At 70.4% G+C, this 15,691-nt stretch carries 13 protein-coding genes; 6 read left to right on the top strand and 7 right to left on the bottom strand.

Annotation, left to right across the window (positions count from 1 at the left end; translation table 11 throughout):
- The first annotated feature begins 109 nt into the window (after positions 1-109).
- Positions 110-1,132, top strand: a complete 1,023-nt coding sequence (locus ACFYTQ_RS03980) for a hypothetical protein (RefSeq protein ID WP_387356906.1) — start codon at positions 110-112, stop codon at positions 1,130-1,132.
- A gap of 3 nt (positions 1,133-1,135) precedes the next feature.
- Here ACFYTQ_RS03980 and ACFYTQ_RS03975 read toward each other — a convergent pair whose 3' ends face one another.
- Positions 1,136-2,092: a DUF389 domain-containing protein gene (locus ACFYTQ_RS03975; RefSeq protein ID WP_387356904.1), complete on the bottom strand. Its 957-nt coding sequence runs from the start codon at positions 2,090-2,092 to the stop codon at positions 1,136-1,138.
- 15 nt (positions 2,093-2,107) lie between these two features.
- Entirely contained in the window at positions 2,108-3,901 is a 1,794-nt protein-coding gene (gene aspS / locus ACFYTQ_RS03970; protein WP_387357039.1) for an aspartate--tRNA ligase, read from the bottom strand.
- A 184-nt stretch (positions 3,902-4,085) separates the two neighbouring features.
- Here aspS and ACFYTQ_RS03965 point away from each other — a divergent pair, with 184 nt between their 5' ends.
- Together ACFYTQ_RS03965 and ACFYTQ_RS03960 are read left to right on the top strand one after the other, a co-directional pair.
- A complete protein-coding gene (locus ACFYTQ_RS03965) occupies positions 4,086-4,991 on the top strand; it encodes a neutral zinc metallopeptidase (protein WP_387356902.1) in 906 nt (301 codons plus the stop codon).
- 113 nt (positions 4,992-5,104) lie between these two features.
- Positions 5,105-5,689 (top strand): hypothetical protein, encoded by a 585-nt coding sequence (locus tag ACFYTQ_RS03960; protein ID WP_387356901.1) that lies wholly within the window; start codon positions 5,105-5,107, stop codon positions 5,687-5,689.
- Positions 5,690-5,736: 47 nt separating this feature from the next.
- Here ACFYTQ_RS03960 and ACFYTQ_RS03955 read toward each other — a convergent pair whose 3' ends face one another.
- The 4 genes from ACFYTQ_RS03955 to ACFYTQ_RS03940 all read right to left on the bottom strand — a co-directional run bounded on the left by ACFYTQ_RS03955 (position 5,737) and on the right by ACFYTQ_RS03940 (position 10,932).
- The gene (locus ACFYTQ_RS03955) at positions 5,737-6,816 is read right to left on the bottom strand and encodes a 2-oxoacid:ferredoxin oxidoreductase subunit beta (protein ID WP_387356900.1); all 1,080 of its coding nucleotides are present in this window, start codon (positions 6,814-6,816) and stop codon (positions 5,737-5,739) included.
- Complete coding sequence (locus ACFYTQ_RS03950) at positions 6,816-8,750, bottom strand: 2-oxoacid:acceptor oxidoreductase subunit alpha (RefSeq protein ID WP_387356898.1); 1,935 nt, start codon at positions 8,748-8,750, stop codon at positions 6,816-6,818. The genes ACFYTQ_RS03955 and ACFYTQ_RS03950 overlap by 1 nt, the downstream gene beginning before the upstream one ends.
- Positions 8,751-8,885: 135 nt before the next feature.
- Entirely contained in the window at positions 8,886-9,908 is a 1,023-nt protein-coding gene (locus ACFYTQ_RS03945; RefSeq protein ID WP_387356896.1) for an Rv2578c family radical SAM protein, read from the bottom strand.
- A 31-nt stretch (positions 9,909-9,939) separates the two neighbouring features.
- Positions 9,940-10,932 carry an NAD-dependent epimerase/dehydratase family protein gene (locus tag ACFYTQ_RS03940; protein ID WP_387356894.1) on the bottom strand — a complete coding sequence of 331 codons (993 nt, stop codon included), beginning with the start codon at positions 10,930-10,932 and terminating at the stop codon, positions 9,940-9,942.
- 188 nt (positions 10,933-11,120) lie between these two features.
- On the opposite strand from ACFYTQ_RS03940, the gene ACFYTQ_RS03935 reads away from it, so the two are divergent.
- Both ACFYTQ_RS03935 and ACFYTQ_RS03930 read left to right on the top strand, forming a co-directional pair.
- Positions 11,121-11,432: a type VII secretion target gene (locus tag ACFYTQ_RS03935; protein WP_387356892.1), complete on the top strand. Its 312-nt coding sequence runs from the start codon at positions 11,121-11,123 to the stop codon at positions 11,430-11,432.
- Between the two features lie 5 nt (positions 11,433-11,437).
- A complete protein-coding gene (locus ACFYTQ_RS03930; protein ID WP_387356890.1) occupies positions 11,438-13,099 on the top strand; it encodes a hypothetical protein in 1,662 nt (553 codons plus the stop codon).
- Positions 13,100-13,279: 180 nt separating this feature from the next.
- Here the strand turns inward: ACFYTQ_RS03930 and ACFYTQ_RS03925 are convergent, their stop codons facing one another.
- Positions 13,280-14,470, bottom strand: a complete 1,191-nt coding sequence (locus tag ACFYTQ_RS03925; RefSeq protein ID WP_387356888.1) for an MFS transporter — start codon at positions 14,468-14,470, stop codon at positions 13,280-13,282.
- A 30-nt stretch (positions 14,471-14,500) separates the two neighbouring features.
- Here ACFYTQ_RS03925 and ACFYTQ_RS03920 point away from each other — a divergent pair, with 30 nt between their 5' ends.
- Entirely contained in the window at positions 14,501-15,550 is a 1,050-nt protein-coding gene (locus ACFYTQ_RS03920; protein WP_387356886.1) for a LacI family DNA-binding transcriptional regulator, read from the top strand.
- Positions 15,551-15,691 lie beyond the last annotated feature (141 nt).

The following is a 15,691-nucleotide window of genomic DNA, read 5'->3' as shown; positions in this document are numbered from 1 at the left end:
CCGCGGACACCGGGGACCGGCTGCTTGACACTCGTGGGCCGGTCCGGTTGTCTCATCCTCAACTGCTCTGCGCCACACCGCAACCCAGGCGATTCGAAAGGTCCCCACCATGACCGACACGCCGCACCCCGGCTCCGGCGACACGCCCGCGCGAGGCGGTGCGTCGGGACGGCACCAAATGCCGGGCGCGGCGGGGTATCCGCAGTTCGAGGGTCCAGGTCAGGCGCAGTACGGCAGGGAGCCGATCGAGCCGCCGCCCCCGGTGTCGGGCGGTGCGCCGCTACCGCCGCCGAGTGGGGCGGTGCCGCCGCCGGTTTCGGGCACGCAGCCGATTCCCACCCAGCAGCCCGGATACGGTCCGTCGGACAGGGGTTATGGCCAACCGGGGTATCCGCCGGGCCCCGATCAGGGTTATGGGGAACCGAGCTACGGTCCGCCGGGCTCGTATCCGCCGCCCGGGGACGCGCCGCCCGGATACGGCACACCCGGCCCCGGCTACGTCGCGGGTCCGCCGCCCCCCACCCTGAGCATCGGCAGCGCGCTGGGGTACGGCTGGAACCACTTCCGCGCCAATCCGATTCCGTGGGTGGCGATCACACTGGTCGGTTTCATCGCCTATCTGGCGGTGACGCTGGTGATCAATATCGGCGACATCGAATCGCTCGCGCCGCTGTTGTTGATCTTCCTCGTGGTGTCGGTGGTGGTCTGGCTGTTGCAGGCGGCCATGGTTCGCGGGGCGCTCTACGAAACCGACGGCACGCCACCGGATTTCCAGTCCTTCTTCGGTTTCGTCAACGCGGGCAATGTGCTGCTGACCGCGCTCGTCGTCTTCGTGGCCGCGTGGGTGGCCGCGCTGTGCCTGGTCTTTCCGGCGCTGATCGTCGGGTACCTGTGCATGTTCGCGCTGCACTTCGTGATCGATCAGGATCAGGGTCCGTTCACGGCGATCAAATCCAGTGTGAATCTGGTGATCGCCAATCTCGCGCCGACCCTGCTGCTGGCGCTGGCCGTGGTGGTGCTGACCGTCGTGGCCACGCTGCTGTGCGGAATCGGGCTGCTGATCGTGGCCCCCGTGACGATCATGGCGGTCACCTACACCTACCGATTCCTCACCGGCGGCGTACTCGTCTGAGCCTCAGAGCATTCCGGCGCACCAGCGTTTGAACCGGTGCACCGGGCCGCCCTCGCGGCCGTGCCCCGGCCGCAGTTGCAGCACGATCACCCCCGCCACCACGATGCCCACCATGTTCACGCCGAGCTGGCCGATCGACTCGAAGGCCCGATGCCATTCGCCGAGCGTGGCGGCGACCGCCGCGTAGCCCGCCGCGGGAATCGTGGTCACCGAGATGAACACCCCGACCAGCGCCGAGGATTTCGACGTGACCAGCGACAGCATGCCCGCCGCGCCCGCGAGCAGCGCGACCACGAGGGAGAACGGCCCCACCTCGTAGATGAAGTCGACATTGTGGCTCTCGTTGATGCCGTCGACGGTGATCCAGCCCGCGTGCTCGAAGACCAGCGACGCCAGCGTCGCGATCCCCATCGCCACCGGGAAACCCACCAGCAACGCCAGCGCCGACCGCCGGGCGAGCCGAAAGTCCCTGCGCACCAACGACACCGCGATGGCCGCCAGCGGACCGAACTCCGGCCCGACCACCATCGCGCCGACCACCGTCACCGGCGAGTCGGTCGCCACACCCACCACCGCGAGCAGGCACGCGATGGTGATGAACGCGAGGAACACCAGATTCAGCGAGGACTCCTCGTGCGTCTGGGCGAGCAGTTCCTCCCACACCACCGCGTCGGCGGGGTCACCGGGCGCGGCCTCCTCGGCCCGATCGGCGGCCTCGGACAACGAGGTCTCGACCGGGTCGAGCAGGATGCCGCCCGTGCTCGGGATGCCGAGGTCCGACAGCGCCGCGAGCACGTCGTTGGCGCACTCGCGGGCGATATCGGCCTCGATGAGATCCCCGGTCGGTTCGACCGCCGCGCCGCGGTGCAGCGTGATCAGCGTGGCGCCCGGCTCGGTGCGCAGGACGGCCAGCGCGGCGTCGGTCGCCTCCGACGGGCAGATCACCCGAACGTGCAGCACCGGAAACCCTTGCGGCTACTTGGTTTTCGCGGTGACCGGGATGCCGTTCTCGTCCAGCACCACGTCCAGCCCGGCCTCCTTGCGCTGCTGCGGGGTGATCGGGGTGGGCGCGTCGGTCAACGGGTCGACGCCGCCGCCGGACTTCGGGAAGGCGATGACCTCACGGATCGAGTCGACCCCGGCGAGCAGCGCGACGATGCGGTCCCAGCCGAAGGCGATGCCGCCCATGGGCGGAGCGCCGTAGGAGAACGCCTCGAGCAGGAAGCCGAACTTCTCCCGCGCCTCCTCGGGCCCGATGCCCATCACCTGGAAGACCCGTTCCTGCACGTCGCGGCGATGGATACGGATCGAGCCGCCGCCGATCTCGTTGCCGTTGCAGACGATGTCGTAGGCGTAGGCCAGCGCCGACCCGGGATCGGTGTCGAAGGTGTCCAGCGACTCCGGCCGCGGCGAGGTGAACGCGTGATGCACCGCGGTCCAGGCCGAATGTCCCAGCGCCACATCACCGCTCGCGGTCGCCTCGTCGGCGGGCTCGAACATGGGCGCGTCCACGATCCACACGAACGACCACGCGTCCTCGTCGATCAGGCCGCAGCGCCGGGCGATCTCGCCGCGCGCCGCGCCCAGCAGCGCGCGCTGCGCCTTGGCCGGACCCGCCGCGAAGAAGACGCAGTCACCCGGTTCCGCCCCGACATGTTTGGCGAGGCCCTCGCGTTCGGCGTCGCTGAGGTTCTTGGCGACCGGACCGCCGAGCGTGCCGTCCTCCTGCACCAGCACATAGGCCAGACCCTTCGCGCCGCGCTGCTTGGCCCACTCCTGCCAGGCGTCGAGCTGCCGCCGCGGCTGGCTCGCGCCGCCGGGCATGACGACCGCGCCGACGTAGGGCGCCTGGAACACCCGGAACGGGGTGTCGGCGAAATACTCGGTGCACTCGGTGATCTCGATGCCGAAGCGCAGGTCCGGTTTGTCGGAACCGTAGCGGCGCATGGCCTCCGCGTAGGTCATGTGCGGGATCGGCGTCGGAATGTCGTGGCCCACCAGCTTCCACAGCGCCACCAGGATGTCCTCGGCCAGCAGGATGACGTCCTCCTGCTCGACGAAGCTCATCTCGATGTCGAGCTGGGTGAACTCGGGCTGCCGGTCGGCGCGGAAGTCCTCGTCGCGATAGCAGCGCGCGATCTGGTAGTAGCGCTCGATGCCGCCGACCATGAGCAGCTGCTTGAACAGCTGGGGCGACTGCGGCAGCGCGTAGAACTTGCCCGGCTGCAACCGCGCGGGCACCAGGAAGTCGCGCGCGCCCTCCGGGGTGGACCGGGTCATGGTCGGGGTCTCGACCTCGACGAAGGCGTGCCGGTCGAGCACCTCGCGCGCGGCGGCGTTGACCTTCGAGCGCAGCCGGATGGCGTGGCCGGGGGTCTCGCGGCGCAGGTCGAGGTACCGGTACTTCAGCCGCGCCTCCTCACCGGGTTCGTCGTCGAGCTGGAACGGCAGCGGCGCGGCCTCGTTGAGCACCTCGAGCTCGCTGACGTTCACCTCGATCGAACCGGTCGGCAGGTTCGGGTTCTCACTGCCCTCGGGCCGGGCCTCGACCACGCCGGTGACCCGCACGCAGAACTCGTTGCGCAGCCGATGCGCCTGTTCGGCGGGATCGCCCTCGCGAAAGACGGCCTGCGCCACCCCCGACGCGTCGCGCAGATCGATGAAGATCACCCCACCGTGGTCTCGCCGCCGGGCCACCCATCCGGTGAGGGTGACGGTCAGACCGGCGTGCTCGCTTCGCAGCGAACCTGCCAAGTGGGTGCGCAGCACGGGATTCCTTTCGACGACTCGGGGCACGGCCAGGGTGGCCTGGCGCGGTCCCATCCTAGTTAGACACGGTTCGCGACGGGAAACCGATATCCGCGCGGCCGTGTCAAGCTTGTCTCGGGCCGCGCGCCCCAGCCGGATCGCGGGACGTCGAGCACGCCCCCGCACGCACATGAGAGAGCGAACGATGACCTTCAACGAGGGTATGGAAATCGATCCCGACCGGGCCTCCTCGGGCGGTATGGGACCCAAGCTCGCGCTCGGTGGCGGCGGCGGTCTGATCGTGCTCGTGTTGGCGCTGCTGTTCGGCGTGAACCCGGGCAATGTGCTCGACAACGTCACCGGCGGCGGCGGTCAGCAGACCGGTGGCGTGGACACCTCGATGTGCAAGACGGGCGCCGACGCCAACAAGTACGTGCAGTGCCGCGTCGTCGCGACCGCCCAGAGCCTCGACGGGGTCTGGGGCGCACAGCTTCCCAAGCAGACCAGCAAGCAGTACAGCAAGCCCAAGCTGGTGTTGTTCACCGGTTCGGTCGGCACCGGCTGCGGCAACGCGACCAGCGCGGTGGGCCCGTTCTACTGCCCCGCCGACCGCAGCGCCTACTTCGACACCGGCTTCTTCCAGGAACTGGTCGACAAATTCGGCGCGAGCGGCGGCCCGCTGGCCCAGGAGTACGTGGTGGCGCACGAGTTCGGCCATCACATCCAGAATCTGCTCGGCGATTCCGGTCGCGCGCAACGGGATCCGAAGGGACCCGATTCCGGGTCGGTGCGGCTGGAGTTGCAGGCCGACTGCTACGCCGGGGTGTGGGCCTACTACGCCGACAAACAGCCCATGTCGGCGAGCAACAACCAGCCCTATCTGAAGACGTTGAGCGACAAGGATGTTCAGGACGCCCTGTCGGCCGCGGCCGCGGTCGGCGACGATCGCATCCAGAAGGCGTCCACCGGCCGGGTCAATCCCGAGGGCTGGACGCACGGGTCGTCGGACGAGCGGCAGAAGTGGTTCCTGTCCGGCTATCGCACCGGTCAGGTCCGCGCCTGCGACACGTTCAACGCCGCGGACCTGACCAATCCCCCGGCATTGCGCTGACATCGGATTCGGGCCATCCGCCGGGTGGCGGGGCGACGAATACCGGAGGACGCGGGCCGAGTAGGGTTCGTGCGCTTCGCGATTCACGACGAACCGTCCGATCAGGAGGAACCATGCGGTCGCTCGGCAGGACTCTCGGACTGGCGTTCGCCCGGACGGCGGCCGGTGCGCTGCTGGTGGCGGCCACCGCCCTCGGCGGTCCGGCCGTCGGGGGCGTCGCGTGGGCGCACGCGCCGCGGCAGCCGGTGCCCGCGCCCGGGACGGTTCCGGTGGCCGCCGCGCCGATCTCGGTGGTGCTCACCACCATTCCCCCCGGCTGGGACGCGCGGACCGATCTGCAACCGATCCTGGAGGTGCGGGGCGACGGCCGGGCGGTCCGGAGTCCGGACGCCGCGAGCGCGAACCGGGCACCGGGCGCCGCGCCGCAGCGGACGAACGGGCGGGTGCCGGTGGAGGTCCTCACCGACGCGGCGGCCGAGGCGCACACCCTGGCCACCGCGGACATGGGGATGCCGCAGAACGGGGATTCGGGCAGCACGCTGCTCGACTTCCTCGGCGACACACCGGATCAGGATGTGCACCTGGTGGTGTACTCCCCGGCGACCGATACGGGTCTGAGCGACGAGCAGAAGGCGAACCGCAAGCGGTTCGCCGACCTCTGCTCCAGGTTGCTCGACTCCTTCGTCGCCGATCAGTGAGGTAGCGGACTACCCGTCGATCAGTGCGGGCGACCTCCTGGTGGGCGTCAGCCGACCGTCCACGTCTCCTTGCCGGTGAGCAAGTCCTGCAAGGTGTTCGGGCCCACGGGTTTACGGTCGCGGGCGGCGGTGGTCTGGGCACGGACGCCGTCGTCGTAGGTCGGGCGGGCGACGCTGCGGAAGACACCGATCGGGACGTGCGAGAGGTCCTGGGCGGAGAGCCGGGACAGCGCGAACGCGTATTCCGGATCCTCGCTGTGCGCGTCGTGGACGACGATCTCCGATTCGGCGACGGTGTCGGCCCCGACTACCCGCAGGCCGAATCCGCTTCGGACAACCGCGAATTCGCCGTTCGCGCCGAACCGGATCGGCTCGCCGTGCCGCAGCCGGATCAGATGCGATTCGGCGTTCTCCTTGCGCAGGTCGTCGAAGGAGCCGTCGTTGAAGATCGGGCAGTCCTGAAGGATCTCGACGAACGACGCGCCGCGATGTTCGGCCGCGGCGCGCAGCACCTCGGTCAGCCCGGCGCGGTCGGAGTCCAGGGCGCGCGCGGCGAAGCTCGCCTCCGCGCCCAGCGCCACCGACAACGTGTTGAACGGGTGGTCCACCGAACCCATCGGCGTCGACTTGGTGACCTTGCCGGTCTCCGACGTCGGCGAGTACTGGCCCTTGGTGAGGCCGTAGATCCGGTTGTTGAACAACAGGATCGTCATGTTCACATTGCGGCGCAGCGCGTGGATCAGGTGGTTGCCGCCGATGGAGAGCGCGTCGCCGTCGCCGGTCACCACCCACACCGACAGATCCGGCCGGGTCACGGCCAGCCCGGTCGCGATGGCGGGCGCGCGGCCGTGGATGGAGTGGATGCCGTAGGCGTCGAGGTAGTACGGGAACCGGCTCGAGCAGCCGATGCCCGAGACGAACATCAGGTTCTCCCGGCGCAATCCGAGTTCGGCCAGGAATCCGCGCACGGTCGCGAGGATGACGTAGTCGCCGCAGCCGGGGCACCAGCGCACCTCCTGATCGGAGGTGTAGTCCTTGGCCTTCTGCGGTCCGGCCGCGCCCGGCACCCCGGCCAGTCCGGTCAGGCCGAGATCGGTTCCGACGAGCGATGTTTCGACGATCGTCATCACTTGCCCCCTGTCGTGCGATACGTGGCCCGTGCCCGCGCGGCGAAGGCCTTGTCGTGTTCCAGCTCGGCGATCGAGCCGTCGAGGGCGGCATCGATGACGCCGACGAGTTCCTGCGCGGAGAAGGCGGTGCCCGCGATCTTGGTCCACGGCCGCACGTCGGCCAGGTAGCGGGCGCGCAGCAGCATGGCGAGCTGGCCGCCGTTCATCTCCGGGGCGACGATCGTGCGGTAGCGGCGCAGCACGTCACCGAGGTTGGGCGGCAACGGATTCAGATGCCGTAGATGCGCCTGGGCCACCGACACCCCGCGCCGACGCGCCCGGCGGCACGCCTCGCCGATCGGGCCGTAGGAGCTGCCCCAGCCGATCAGCAGCAGTTCGGCCCGGCCGTCGGGATCGTCGACCTCGAGTTCGGGCACGGCGATGCCGTCGATCTTGGCCTGCCGCAAGCGAACCATGAGTTCGTGGTTGGCGGGATCGTAGGAGATGTTGCCGCTGCCGTCGGCCTTCTCCAGACCGCCGATGCGGTGCGCGAGCCCCTTGGTGCCGGGGACGGCCAGCGGGCGGGCCAGCGTCTCCGGATCACGCGCGTAGGGCTGGAACGAATCCCCTTCGGCCGCTTCGGGTTCGAAGGCCGGATCGATCGGCTCGAGCTCGGCGACGTTCGGAATCGCCCACGGCTCCGAACCGTTCGCGATCGCGCCGTCGGACAGCAGCAGCACCGGGGTGCGGTAGGTCAGCGCGATGCGCGCCGCCTCGACCGCCGTGGCGAAGCAGTCCGCCGGGGAGCGCGGCGCGAGCACCGCCACCGGCGACTCGCCGTTGCGGCCGTAGAGGGCTTGCAGCAGATCGGCCTGTTCGGTCTTGGTGGGCAGGCCCGTGGACGGACCGCCGCGCTGCACGTCGATGATGAGCAGCGGCAGTTCGGTCATCACCGCGAGGCCGATGGTCTCGCTCTTGAGCGCCAGACCCGGGCCGGAGGTGCTGGTGACGCCGAGCGCGCCGCCGATCGAAGCGCCCAGGGCCGCACCGATTCCCGCGATCTCGTCCTCGGCCTGGAAGGTGGTGACGCCGAAGTTCTTGTGCTTGCTCAGCTCGTGCAGGATGTCCGAGGCGGGGGTGATCGGATAGGTCCCGAGGAACACCGGCAGGCCGGACAGCTGCCCGGCCGCGACGATGCCGTAGGCGAGCGCGGTGTTGCCGGTGATCTGCCGGTAGGTGCCGGGAGCGAGGGTCGCGGGCGCGACCTCGTAGGTGGTGGCGAACGCCTCGGTGGTCTCGCCGTAGTTCCAGCCCGCCCGGAACGCGAGGATGTTGGCCTCGGCGATATCGGGTTTCGCGGCGAACTTCTCCCGCATGAACTGCTCGGTGCCGCCGATCGGCCGCCCGTACATCCACGACAGCAGGCCGAGGGCGAACATGTTCTTCGCCCGCTGCGCGTCCTTCTTGCCGACGCCGGTGACCTCGGTGGCCGCGAGGGTCAGCGAGGTCATCGGCACGCGGTGCACCACGAAACCGGTCAGCGTGTCGTCGGTGAGCGGGTCGCCGGTGTAGCCGACCTTGGCGAGGTTGCGCTTGGTGAACTCGTCGGTGTTGACGATGACCGTCGCGCCGCGCGCCAGATCCTCCAGATTCGCCTTCAGCGCAGCGGGATTCATGGCCACCAGCACGTCGGGCTGATCGCCCGCCGTGAGGATGTCGTAGTCGGCGATCTGGATCTGGAAGGACGAGACGCCCGGTAGCGTGCCCTGCGGCGCCCGGATCTCGGCCGGGAAGTTGGGCATCGTGGCGAGGTCGTTGCCGAAGGCCGCCGCCTCGTGGGTGAAGCGGTCGCCCGTCAGCTGCATCCCGTCGCCGGAGTCCCCGGCGAAGCGGATGACGACGCGCTCCAATTTCTCTGTACCGGCACCGTCACGGTGGGCAAGGTCAACCATGCGCCTGCATCACTTCCTCTGGGTATGAGGTACCACAAGCCAAATTACTCCCCGCATCCCCCGGGCACACCCGAGAACCGTTGGGTACGACACGATTCGATCGTTCGAATGGCACGAATCGAACCGCGTGGGGCGTCAGGCGAACAGAGCGAGCTGCGGGTCCGGCCGGGGCGCCGAGTCCGCGAGATGCGGCGGTCCGGGATCGGCCGGAGCCTCGCGACGCAGACCGTGCCGCGCGAGCAGCGGTTCGATCCGGTCCCGCAACCACGCAGAGTACTCCGGTGTGACGTACGCCCCACGACCGTACAGCTGTCGATAACGCCGCAACAGCGCCGGGTGCCGCGCGGCCAGCCACTCCAGGAACCAGCCGCGGGTACTCCCCCGCAGATGCATGGGAAACGCGACCGCGCTCGTCGCGCCCGCCGCCGCGATCGCGCCGAACAACTCGTCCAGCGCGGCCGTACCGTCGGTCAGGTACGGGATCACCGGCGCCACGAGCACCGAGACGTCGAAGCCCGCGTCGGTCGCGGCCCGCACCACCTCCAGCCGGGCCCGCGGCGAGGGCGTGCCCGGTTCCAGACTCCGGTGCAGCTCGTGGTCGCCGATCGCGATCGAGAACGCCAGGCTGACCGGAACGACCCGCGCGGCCGCGGTGAGCAGCGGCAGATCCCGGCGCAGCAGCGTGCCCTTGGTGAGGATGGAGAAGCCGGTGCCCGCGTCGGTGAGCGCGCGAATGATGCCCGGCATCAACCGATATCGGCCCTCGGCCCGCTGGTACGGGTCGGTGTTGGTGCCCAGCGCGACCGTCTCGCGCCGCCACGAGCGGCGGTGCAGTTCCTTGCGCAGCACCGCGGCGACATTCGTCTTGACCACGATCTGGCTGTCGAAATCGCGGCCCGCGTCCAGGTCCAGGTACTCGTGGGTGGTGCGGGCGAAGCAGTAGCGGCAGGCGTGCGAGCAGCCGCGCATCGGGTTGATCGTCCATTTGAACGGCAACCCGCTGCCCTCGGGAATCTTGTTCAGCGCGCTCTTGCACAGCACCTCGTGGAACGTGACGCCCTCGAACTCGGGCGTCCGGACGCTGCGCACGAAGCCGGCCCGCTCGAGCCCCGGGAGGGCGCCGTCATCGGCGTCCAGGGTCTGGCCTTGCCATCGCACCCAACCAGTCGAACATGTGTTCTAGATGCTGTCAAGCGATGCTGAGCGCCTCCGGCTCGGGCGATTCGCCCTTGTAGAACGCGATGAGGTCGCGCACGGTCCGCTCGGTCGGGCGCGGCGCGTAGCCCAGTTCGGTGCGCGCCTTGGCACCGTCGACCTCCGGGGCCGACAGCAGCGCGCCCATCGCGGCGCGCGAGACCTTGTCGCTGCCGAACAGTTTCGCGATCGGTTCAAGCACCGGCATCGCCGCCGACACGACCGGCAGCGGAATCGCGAAGCGGGGACCGCGTTTTCCGTTGACCTCCGCCGCGAGCCGGGTCAGTTCGAGCATCGTCACCATCGCGCCGGGCAGCAGATAGTTCTCCCCGGTGCGGCCGCGCTCCCCGGCGAGGATCAGCCCGGCCGCGACATCGCGCACGTCCACCAGATCGAAGCCGCCGCCGATCATCACCGGCACGCGGCCGCGGGCGGCGTCCCACAGCGAGGCGTTGATGCGCGAGGCGCTGTTGTCGATCGGGCCGTAGACGCCGGTGGGGTTGCAGATCACCGCGTCGAGCCCCCGCTCGACGACCTTGCGCAGTTCGAGTTCGCCCTGGTACTTGGACCGGTCGTAGACCGGCAGCGACGGATCGGTCGACCGCGGCCCGTTCTCGTCGATGCGGCCGCCGCAGGTGTACTGATCGAACGCGTGAATCGAGCTGGCGTGCACCATCCTTCGCACGCCGACCGCGTGCGCGGCCTCGGCGACCACCCGCACGCCCTCGGTGTTCACCCGCCAGGCCAGATCGTTGCGGTGGGCCAGGGTGATCACCGCGACCAGGTGATACACCACCTCGGCCCCGTCGAGCGCCGAGCGCATCGAATCGGGGTTCAGCACATCGCCGTTGACCCAGCGGACGCGCGGATCGGTGTCCCCGGACGGCCGGAGCCGATCGATGGCGATCACCTCGTGACCGCGCTCCACCAGCTGGTGGAGCAGATTCGTGCCCAGGAACCCGGCCGCGCCGGTGACTGCCACCTTCATGGGAACGAGAATATAGAACATGTTCTAATTTGCAACAAGTTCCAGTTCGTCCCTCTTCCCCTCCGCACGCTCGAAACTCGTCGGCGTGGTCGGCTATATTGAGGCCCAGTCGCCACCGTTCGGCGGTGGGGGCCACCGTAGTTCGAACGGACCAGGCTGATGATCACGACGATTGGGGGGCAGACGCGATGAGTGATCTTTCCGCGGAGACCGATGCGATCCGGTCGTTCGCCGCGACCCACGAGGGCGTGGCGGCCGATATCGCCGGCGCCGCCGATATGGACACGGTCAAGAACGTGGCGGCGATGACGCCGGTGTTCGGCATGATCGGGGCCGACTATCTGGCGATGTTCGCGGCCGCGCAGGTGCTGCACGCCAAGGACGTCAACGATCTGTCCGCCAAGGTCGATCACCTCGGCCGGGCCGCGTTCGGCACGGCCGCCTTCTTCGACGAGACCGACGGCACGTCGGCGGCGGGTATCACCGCGACAGGGGTGTGAGAGTCGTGCGCACAGTAGACGGAACCGACAGCGGCGTCATCGGCGCGGCGCCGTACGCCCCCGCGCCGGAGGCCGCGCACGTCGTCACCGAGGCGGCGGGGCAGAGCGGGCCGATCCTGGATGTGGCGCTGCCGCAACTCCCGGCGGATATGCCGCCGATCGAGCCGCCCGCGTTCACGTTGGCGCGCAAGGAGTTCGACGACGACGGCACGGTGCTCGGTGTCCCGCACGCGCCGGGGCTGGGCGGCGGTTCGCCCGATCCCGCGGCGGCGATCCACCCGGCCGCGCTCGCCGATCCCTCCTCGCCGCTGCTCGGGGCCGCGCACACCGCGCTGAACGACGCTCAGGGCGTGTTGAATTCGAGCCACACCGCGGCGCAGGGCGTACTGGATTCGGCGCAAACGGCTTTGGGCCACGCGGGCGGCGGCGGGATGGCCGCGGCCGTGCAGCAGGCCGGGACCCCGGCCGCGGCGGCAGCGGCCGCCGCGCCCACGGTGGCCCCGATGCCGTCGGATCCCATCGGCGCCTTGATGAACGGCGCCGCGCTGCCCGCCCTGCCCGGGGTCGACGCGTTGTTCAAACCGTTCCTGGACCTGCTGTCCAGCTTCGGCACCGGCGTGCTCGGGGCGCTCAATCCGGCCGCCCTGCTCAACCAGTCCTCGCAGATCATCCAGACCGCGATGCAGGTCGGCATGGGCGCGGTGAAATCGGTCGAGCAGGTCTGGGAGGGGCAGGCCGCGCGCGGCGCCCAGACCGCCGCGGCCCAGACCCAGGCGCACGGCGAGGACGCCAGCCAGCGCGGATTCGACATCTCCAAGCTCACCGAGGAGGCGGCCGCGGTCGTGCAGCGCGGCAATGTGCAGCTGACCGCCGTGGCCAATATGTTCGCGGCGGAGGCCACCGCGCTGGCCCCGGTGATCTTCACCCCGCCCGCCCAGGCCACGCTGATCGCCAGTGCCACCGAACATCTCGGCACGGCCGTCGGCATCGTGAACGCGACCCGCGCCGAATTGGCCGGGTACACCGGGCAGTTGTCGGGCGTGGTCCAGCAGTTGCTCGGCACCTCGGCGCCCGACGCGGCCCAGGTCGCGCAGTCGGTGGCGCAGAACGTCGGCGAGCCGATCATGGAGCAGGCCCAGCAGTTGCTGTCCGGTGACGGCATCGGCACCCAGGCCGCGGGTCTGGGCGGCACCGACCTCACGGGCTCCGGTCCGGGCGCGTCGACGCACGCGGCGTCCTTCGGCGGCAACGGCGCCCACCCCGGCTCGTTCGGCGGATCCGGCGGCGGCGCAGGCGGATTCGGCGGCGGCCTGTTCGGTGGTCACGGCGGCGGCAGCGGTTCCGGCGGCGCGTCGGCCGCCAAACCCGGTGCGGGCGCGGCCCTGCCCGGCGGTCGCGGCGTGGCGGGCGTCCCCGGCATGCCCTTCGGCCCCGGTATGCCCGGCGCCCCCGGCCAGGGCGCGGCGGGCTCCGGCTTCCTCGGCGCACCCGGCGGCGTCGCGGGCCAGCGCCGCGACGACGACGAACACGGCCGCAACGTCCAGCCCTACCAAAGCCCCACGGGCAACACCGATCTCACCGGCGGCCTCGGCGAATCCGCCCCGGAGGTCATCGGCCAGACCCACTCCGACGAGATCATCAACGATTACGAGATGGACCAGCTCTGAATCTCGATGCGCCACAACGCATCACGAGATCACCGGCCCCGGGTCATCGGGCACAACACCACGAGATGACCCGGCGCGCCGGACTCTCCCGCACGGACAGCTCGGGGACGGATCGGCTCGATAGGCCAGCACCGAATCCCCTTGCACCACACCGCATCACGAGACGGCGCCGTCACCGGGTCATCGCACAGCAGCGAAAGCCGGTGCCCGCCGGACGATGAGGGTCGCGGTGAGGCCGCAGGCCGCCGCGAGGCCCACCATGCTCGGGACCGCGTCGTGGTCGAGGGTGACTCCGCCCGCCCAGGCGCCCGCCGCGATGCCGATCTGGAACGCGACGATGTAGACGGCGGAGGCGAGGTCCTGGTGGTCCCCCGCGTGTCGTAAGACCGCGGCCTGCAACACGACTCCCATGCCGCCCGCGGGGACGGCCCACAGCACGAGGGCGATTGCGGCGGCGAGCGTCGAGCTCGGGCCGAGGAACAGGACGACCAGCATGCACGCGGTGAGCCCGGCCGTCACCGTCAGGGCCGTCGCGCGCGGGGCGCTGTCCACGCGCCGACCGATGGCGACCAGGCCGACCAGACCCGCCGCCCCGTGCGCCAGCAGCACGCCCGAGGTCGCGGGTCCGGTCAGGCGCAGGTAGTGGGCGATGAGCACGGTGATGTAGGAGAACGCCACGAAGTGGCCCGTGACCACGACGAGCGTGGCCGCGTTCGCCCCGCGCAGCACCGGATCGGCGAGCACCCGCCCGATCCCGGCTCGACGGCCCGCGAACCCGCCGGGCGCGGGCGGCGTCTCGACCGGCATCGGATCGATCGTCACCCGAATGAGCAACGCCGCCAACGCCGCCGCGACCGCCACAACCGAAACCGTCTGCCGCCAACCGATCGTCGCGCCCAGCCAGGAACTCAGCGGCAGCCCGAACAGGAAGGCGAGCGAATTCCCGGCGAAGATCACCGTCGTCGCGCGACCCGCCTGCCGGGGATCGAGCAATCGCGCGGCCATCGGGGCGACGATCGACCAGAACACCCCGTGCCCGATCGCCGACACCACCCGCGCGCCGACCGCCACGGCATAGGTGGGCGCGCACGCCAGCACGAGATTCGACACGGTGATCGTCGCGACCGTCGCCAAACCCGTTGCGCGGCGGTCGAATCGGGCCGTCAGCGCCACCAGCGGCACCACCGTCACCGCGACCACGAGCGCGTATCCGGTGACCAGCAGGCCGATCCGCGACTCCGACACCCCGAATCCGGCGGCCAACCGCGGCAGCAGGGCTACCGGCAGATTCTCCGAGGTGACCGAGACGAAGCACGCGGCGGCCAGGGCCGCGAGCGCCACGCCGGTCCGGGACGAGCGGGAATCGACCATTGTGTAACGATACACAGATAGGCTGGGTCCATGTCCAGGCCCCGGTCCGCCCGCGTCACCATGGCCGAGGTCGCCCGCCGTAGCGGCGTCTCCCCCATGACGGTCTCCTACTGCTACAACCAGCCCGACCGGGTCGCCGCCGACACCCGCCGCCGCGTCCTCGAGGTCGCCGCCGAACTGGGCTATCCCGGCCCCGATCCGACCGCGCGCTCGCTGCGCCGCTCGCACACGGGCGCGATCGGGGTGGTGCTCGGCGAGCAGCTGGCCTACGCCTTCGAGGACCCGCAGGCCCGGCGCTTCCTGACCGGGGTGGCCGAGGTGTGCCGGGAGCGCGGGGTCGGGCTGAACCTGATCCCGACGACGGGTGCGCCGGACGATGTGACCCGCGTGCGTTCGGCCGCGGTGGACGGTTTCATCGTGTGGACGACCGTGGACGCCGACCCCGTCGTCGACGCGGTGACCCGGCTGGGCAAACCGGTGGCCGTGCACGGCGGCCCGGCGGTGGGCGGGGCCCGGACGGTCACCATCGACAATCGCGCCTCCGCCCGGGACCTGGCCGCGCACACCTTCCCGGGCGCACGACGCCCCGCCGTGCTCAGCTTCCCGTTCGATCGCGCGCGCGAGTCGCGCCTGATCGTCGGGCCGGACCCGGACGCGGTGGCCTTCCCCGTCACGCGCGACCGGCTGCTGGGCGTCTACGACCACTGCCGGGCGAGCGGCCGGGATGTCCGGAGCCTGCCCGTGGCCGTCGCCGCCCGCAACGATCGTGACGAGGCCGCGGCCGTCACCGAGGCGCTGCTGGACGCCCACGCGCCGGACGCGGTGATCGCCATGAGCGATCAGCTCGCCTTCGCGGTGCTGGATGCCTGCCGCCGCAAGGGTTTTCGCGTACCCGGCGATATCACGGTCGCGGGGTGGGACGACGATCCGGAGGCCGAGCGCGCGGGCCTGACCACGGTCACGCAGTCGCTGTCGGACCAGGGCCGCAGCTGCGCGCTCCTCGCCCTGGGCGAGCGGGCGCCCGGCCACGAACACGACTGGTCGGTGACCGTGCGCGCGAGCACGGGACCGCGCGGCTGACCGAGTCCCGCGACCGGATGTGTTACGGATTTCACGCGCCCGAAACACGCATCGTTTGCGCCACAACACTATTCGATAACGACTCGAAACCTTCCCCGCGCTGACGATTTTCGCGAAATACCGCCTGGCCACCGCATGTGG

It is taken from the genome of Nocardia sp. NPDC004068 (assembly GCF_042874315.1).
Classification (GTDB): Bacteria; Actinomycetota; Actinomycetes; order Mycobacteriales; family Mycobacteriaceae; genus Nocardia.
The sequence above is the reverse complement of the archived record's forward strand: the minus strand, read 5'-3'. Positions and strand labels throughout refer to the sequence as shown.

Bases quoted from the DNA above. Each gene is read 5' to 3' on its own strand.
- ACFYTQ_RS03955 (WP_387356900.1), bottom strand. From the start codon at position 6,816: ATGACGATCGTCGAAACATCGCTCGTCGGAACCGATCTCGGCCTGACC.
- ACFYTQ_RS03960 (WP_387356901.1), top strand. From the start codon at position 5,105: ATGCGGTCGCTCGGCAGGACTCTCGGACTGGCGTTCGCCCGGACGGCG.
- ACFYTQ_RS03950 (WP_387356898.1), bottom strand. From the start codon at position 8,750: ATGGTTGACCTTGCCCACCGTGACGGTGCCGGTACAGAGAAATTGGAG.
- ACFYTQ_RS03935 (WP_387356892.1), top strand. From the start codon at position 11,121: ATGAGTGATCTTTCCGCGGAGACCGATGCGATCCGGTCGTTCGCCGCG.
- ACFYTQ_RS03920 (WP_387356886.1), top strand. From the start codon at position 14,501: ATGTCCAGGCCCCGGTCCGCCCGCGTCACCATGGCCGAGGTCGCCCGC.
- ACFYTQ_RS03980 (WP_387356906.1), top strand. From the start codon at position 110: ATGACCGACACGCCGCACCCCGGCTCCGGCGACACGCCCGCGCGAGGC.
- ACFYTQ_RS03925 (WP_387356888.1), bottom strand. From the start codon at position 14,470: ATGGTCGATTCCCGCTCGTCCCGGACCGGCGTGGCGCTCGCGGCCCTG.
- ACFYTQ_RS03965 (WP_387356902.1), top strand. From the start codon at position 4,086: ATGACCTTCAACGAGGGTATGGAAATCGATCCCGACCGGGCCTCCTCG.
- ACFYTQ_RS03940 (WP_387356894.1), bottom strand. From the start codon at position 10,932: ATGAAGGTGGCAGTCACCGGCGCGGCCGGGTTCCTGGGCACGAATCTG.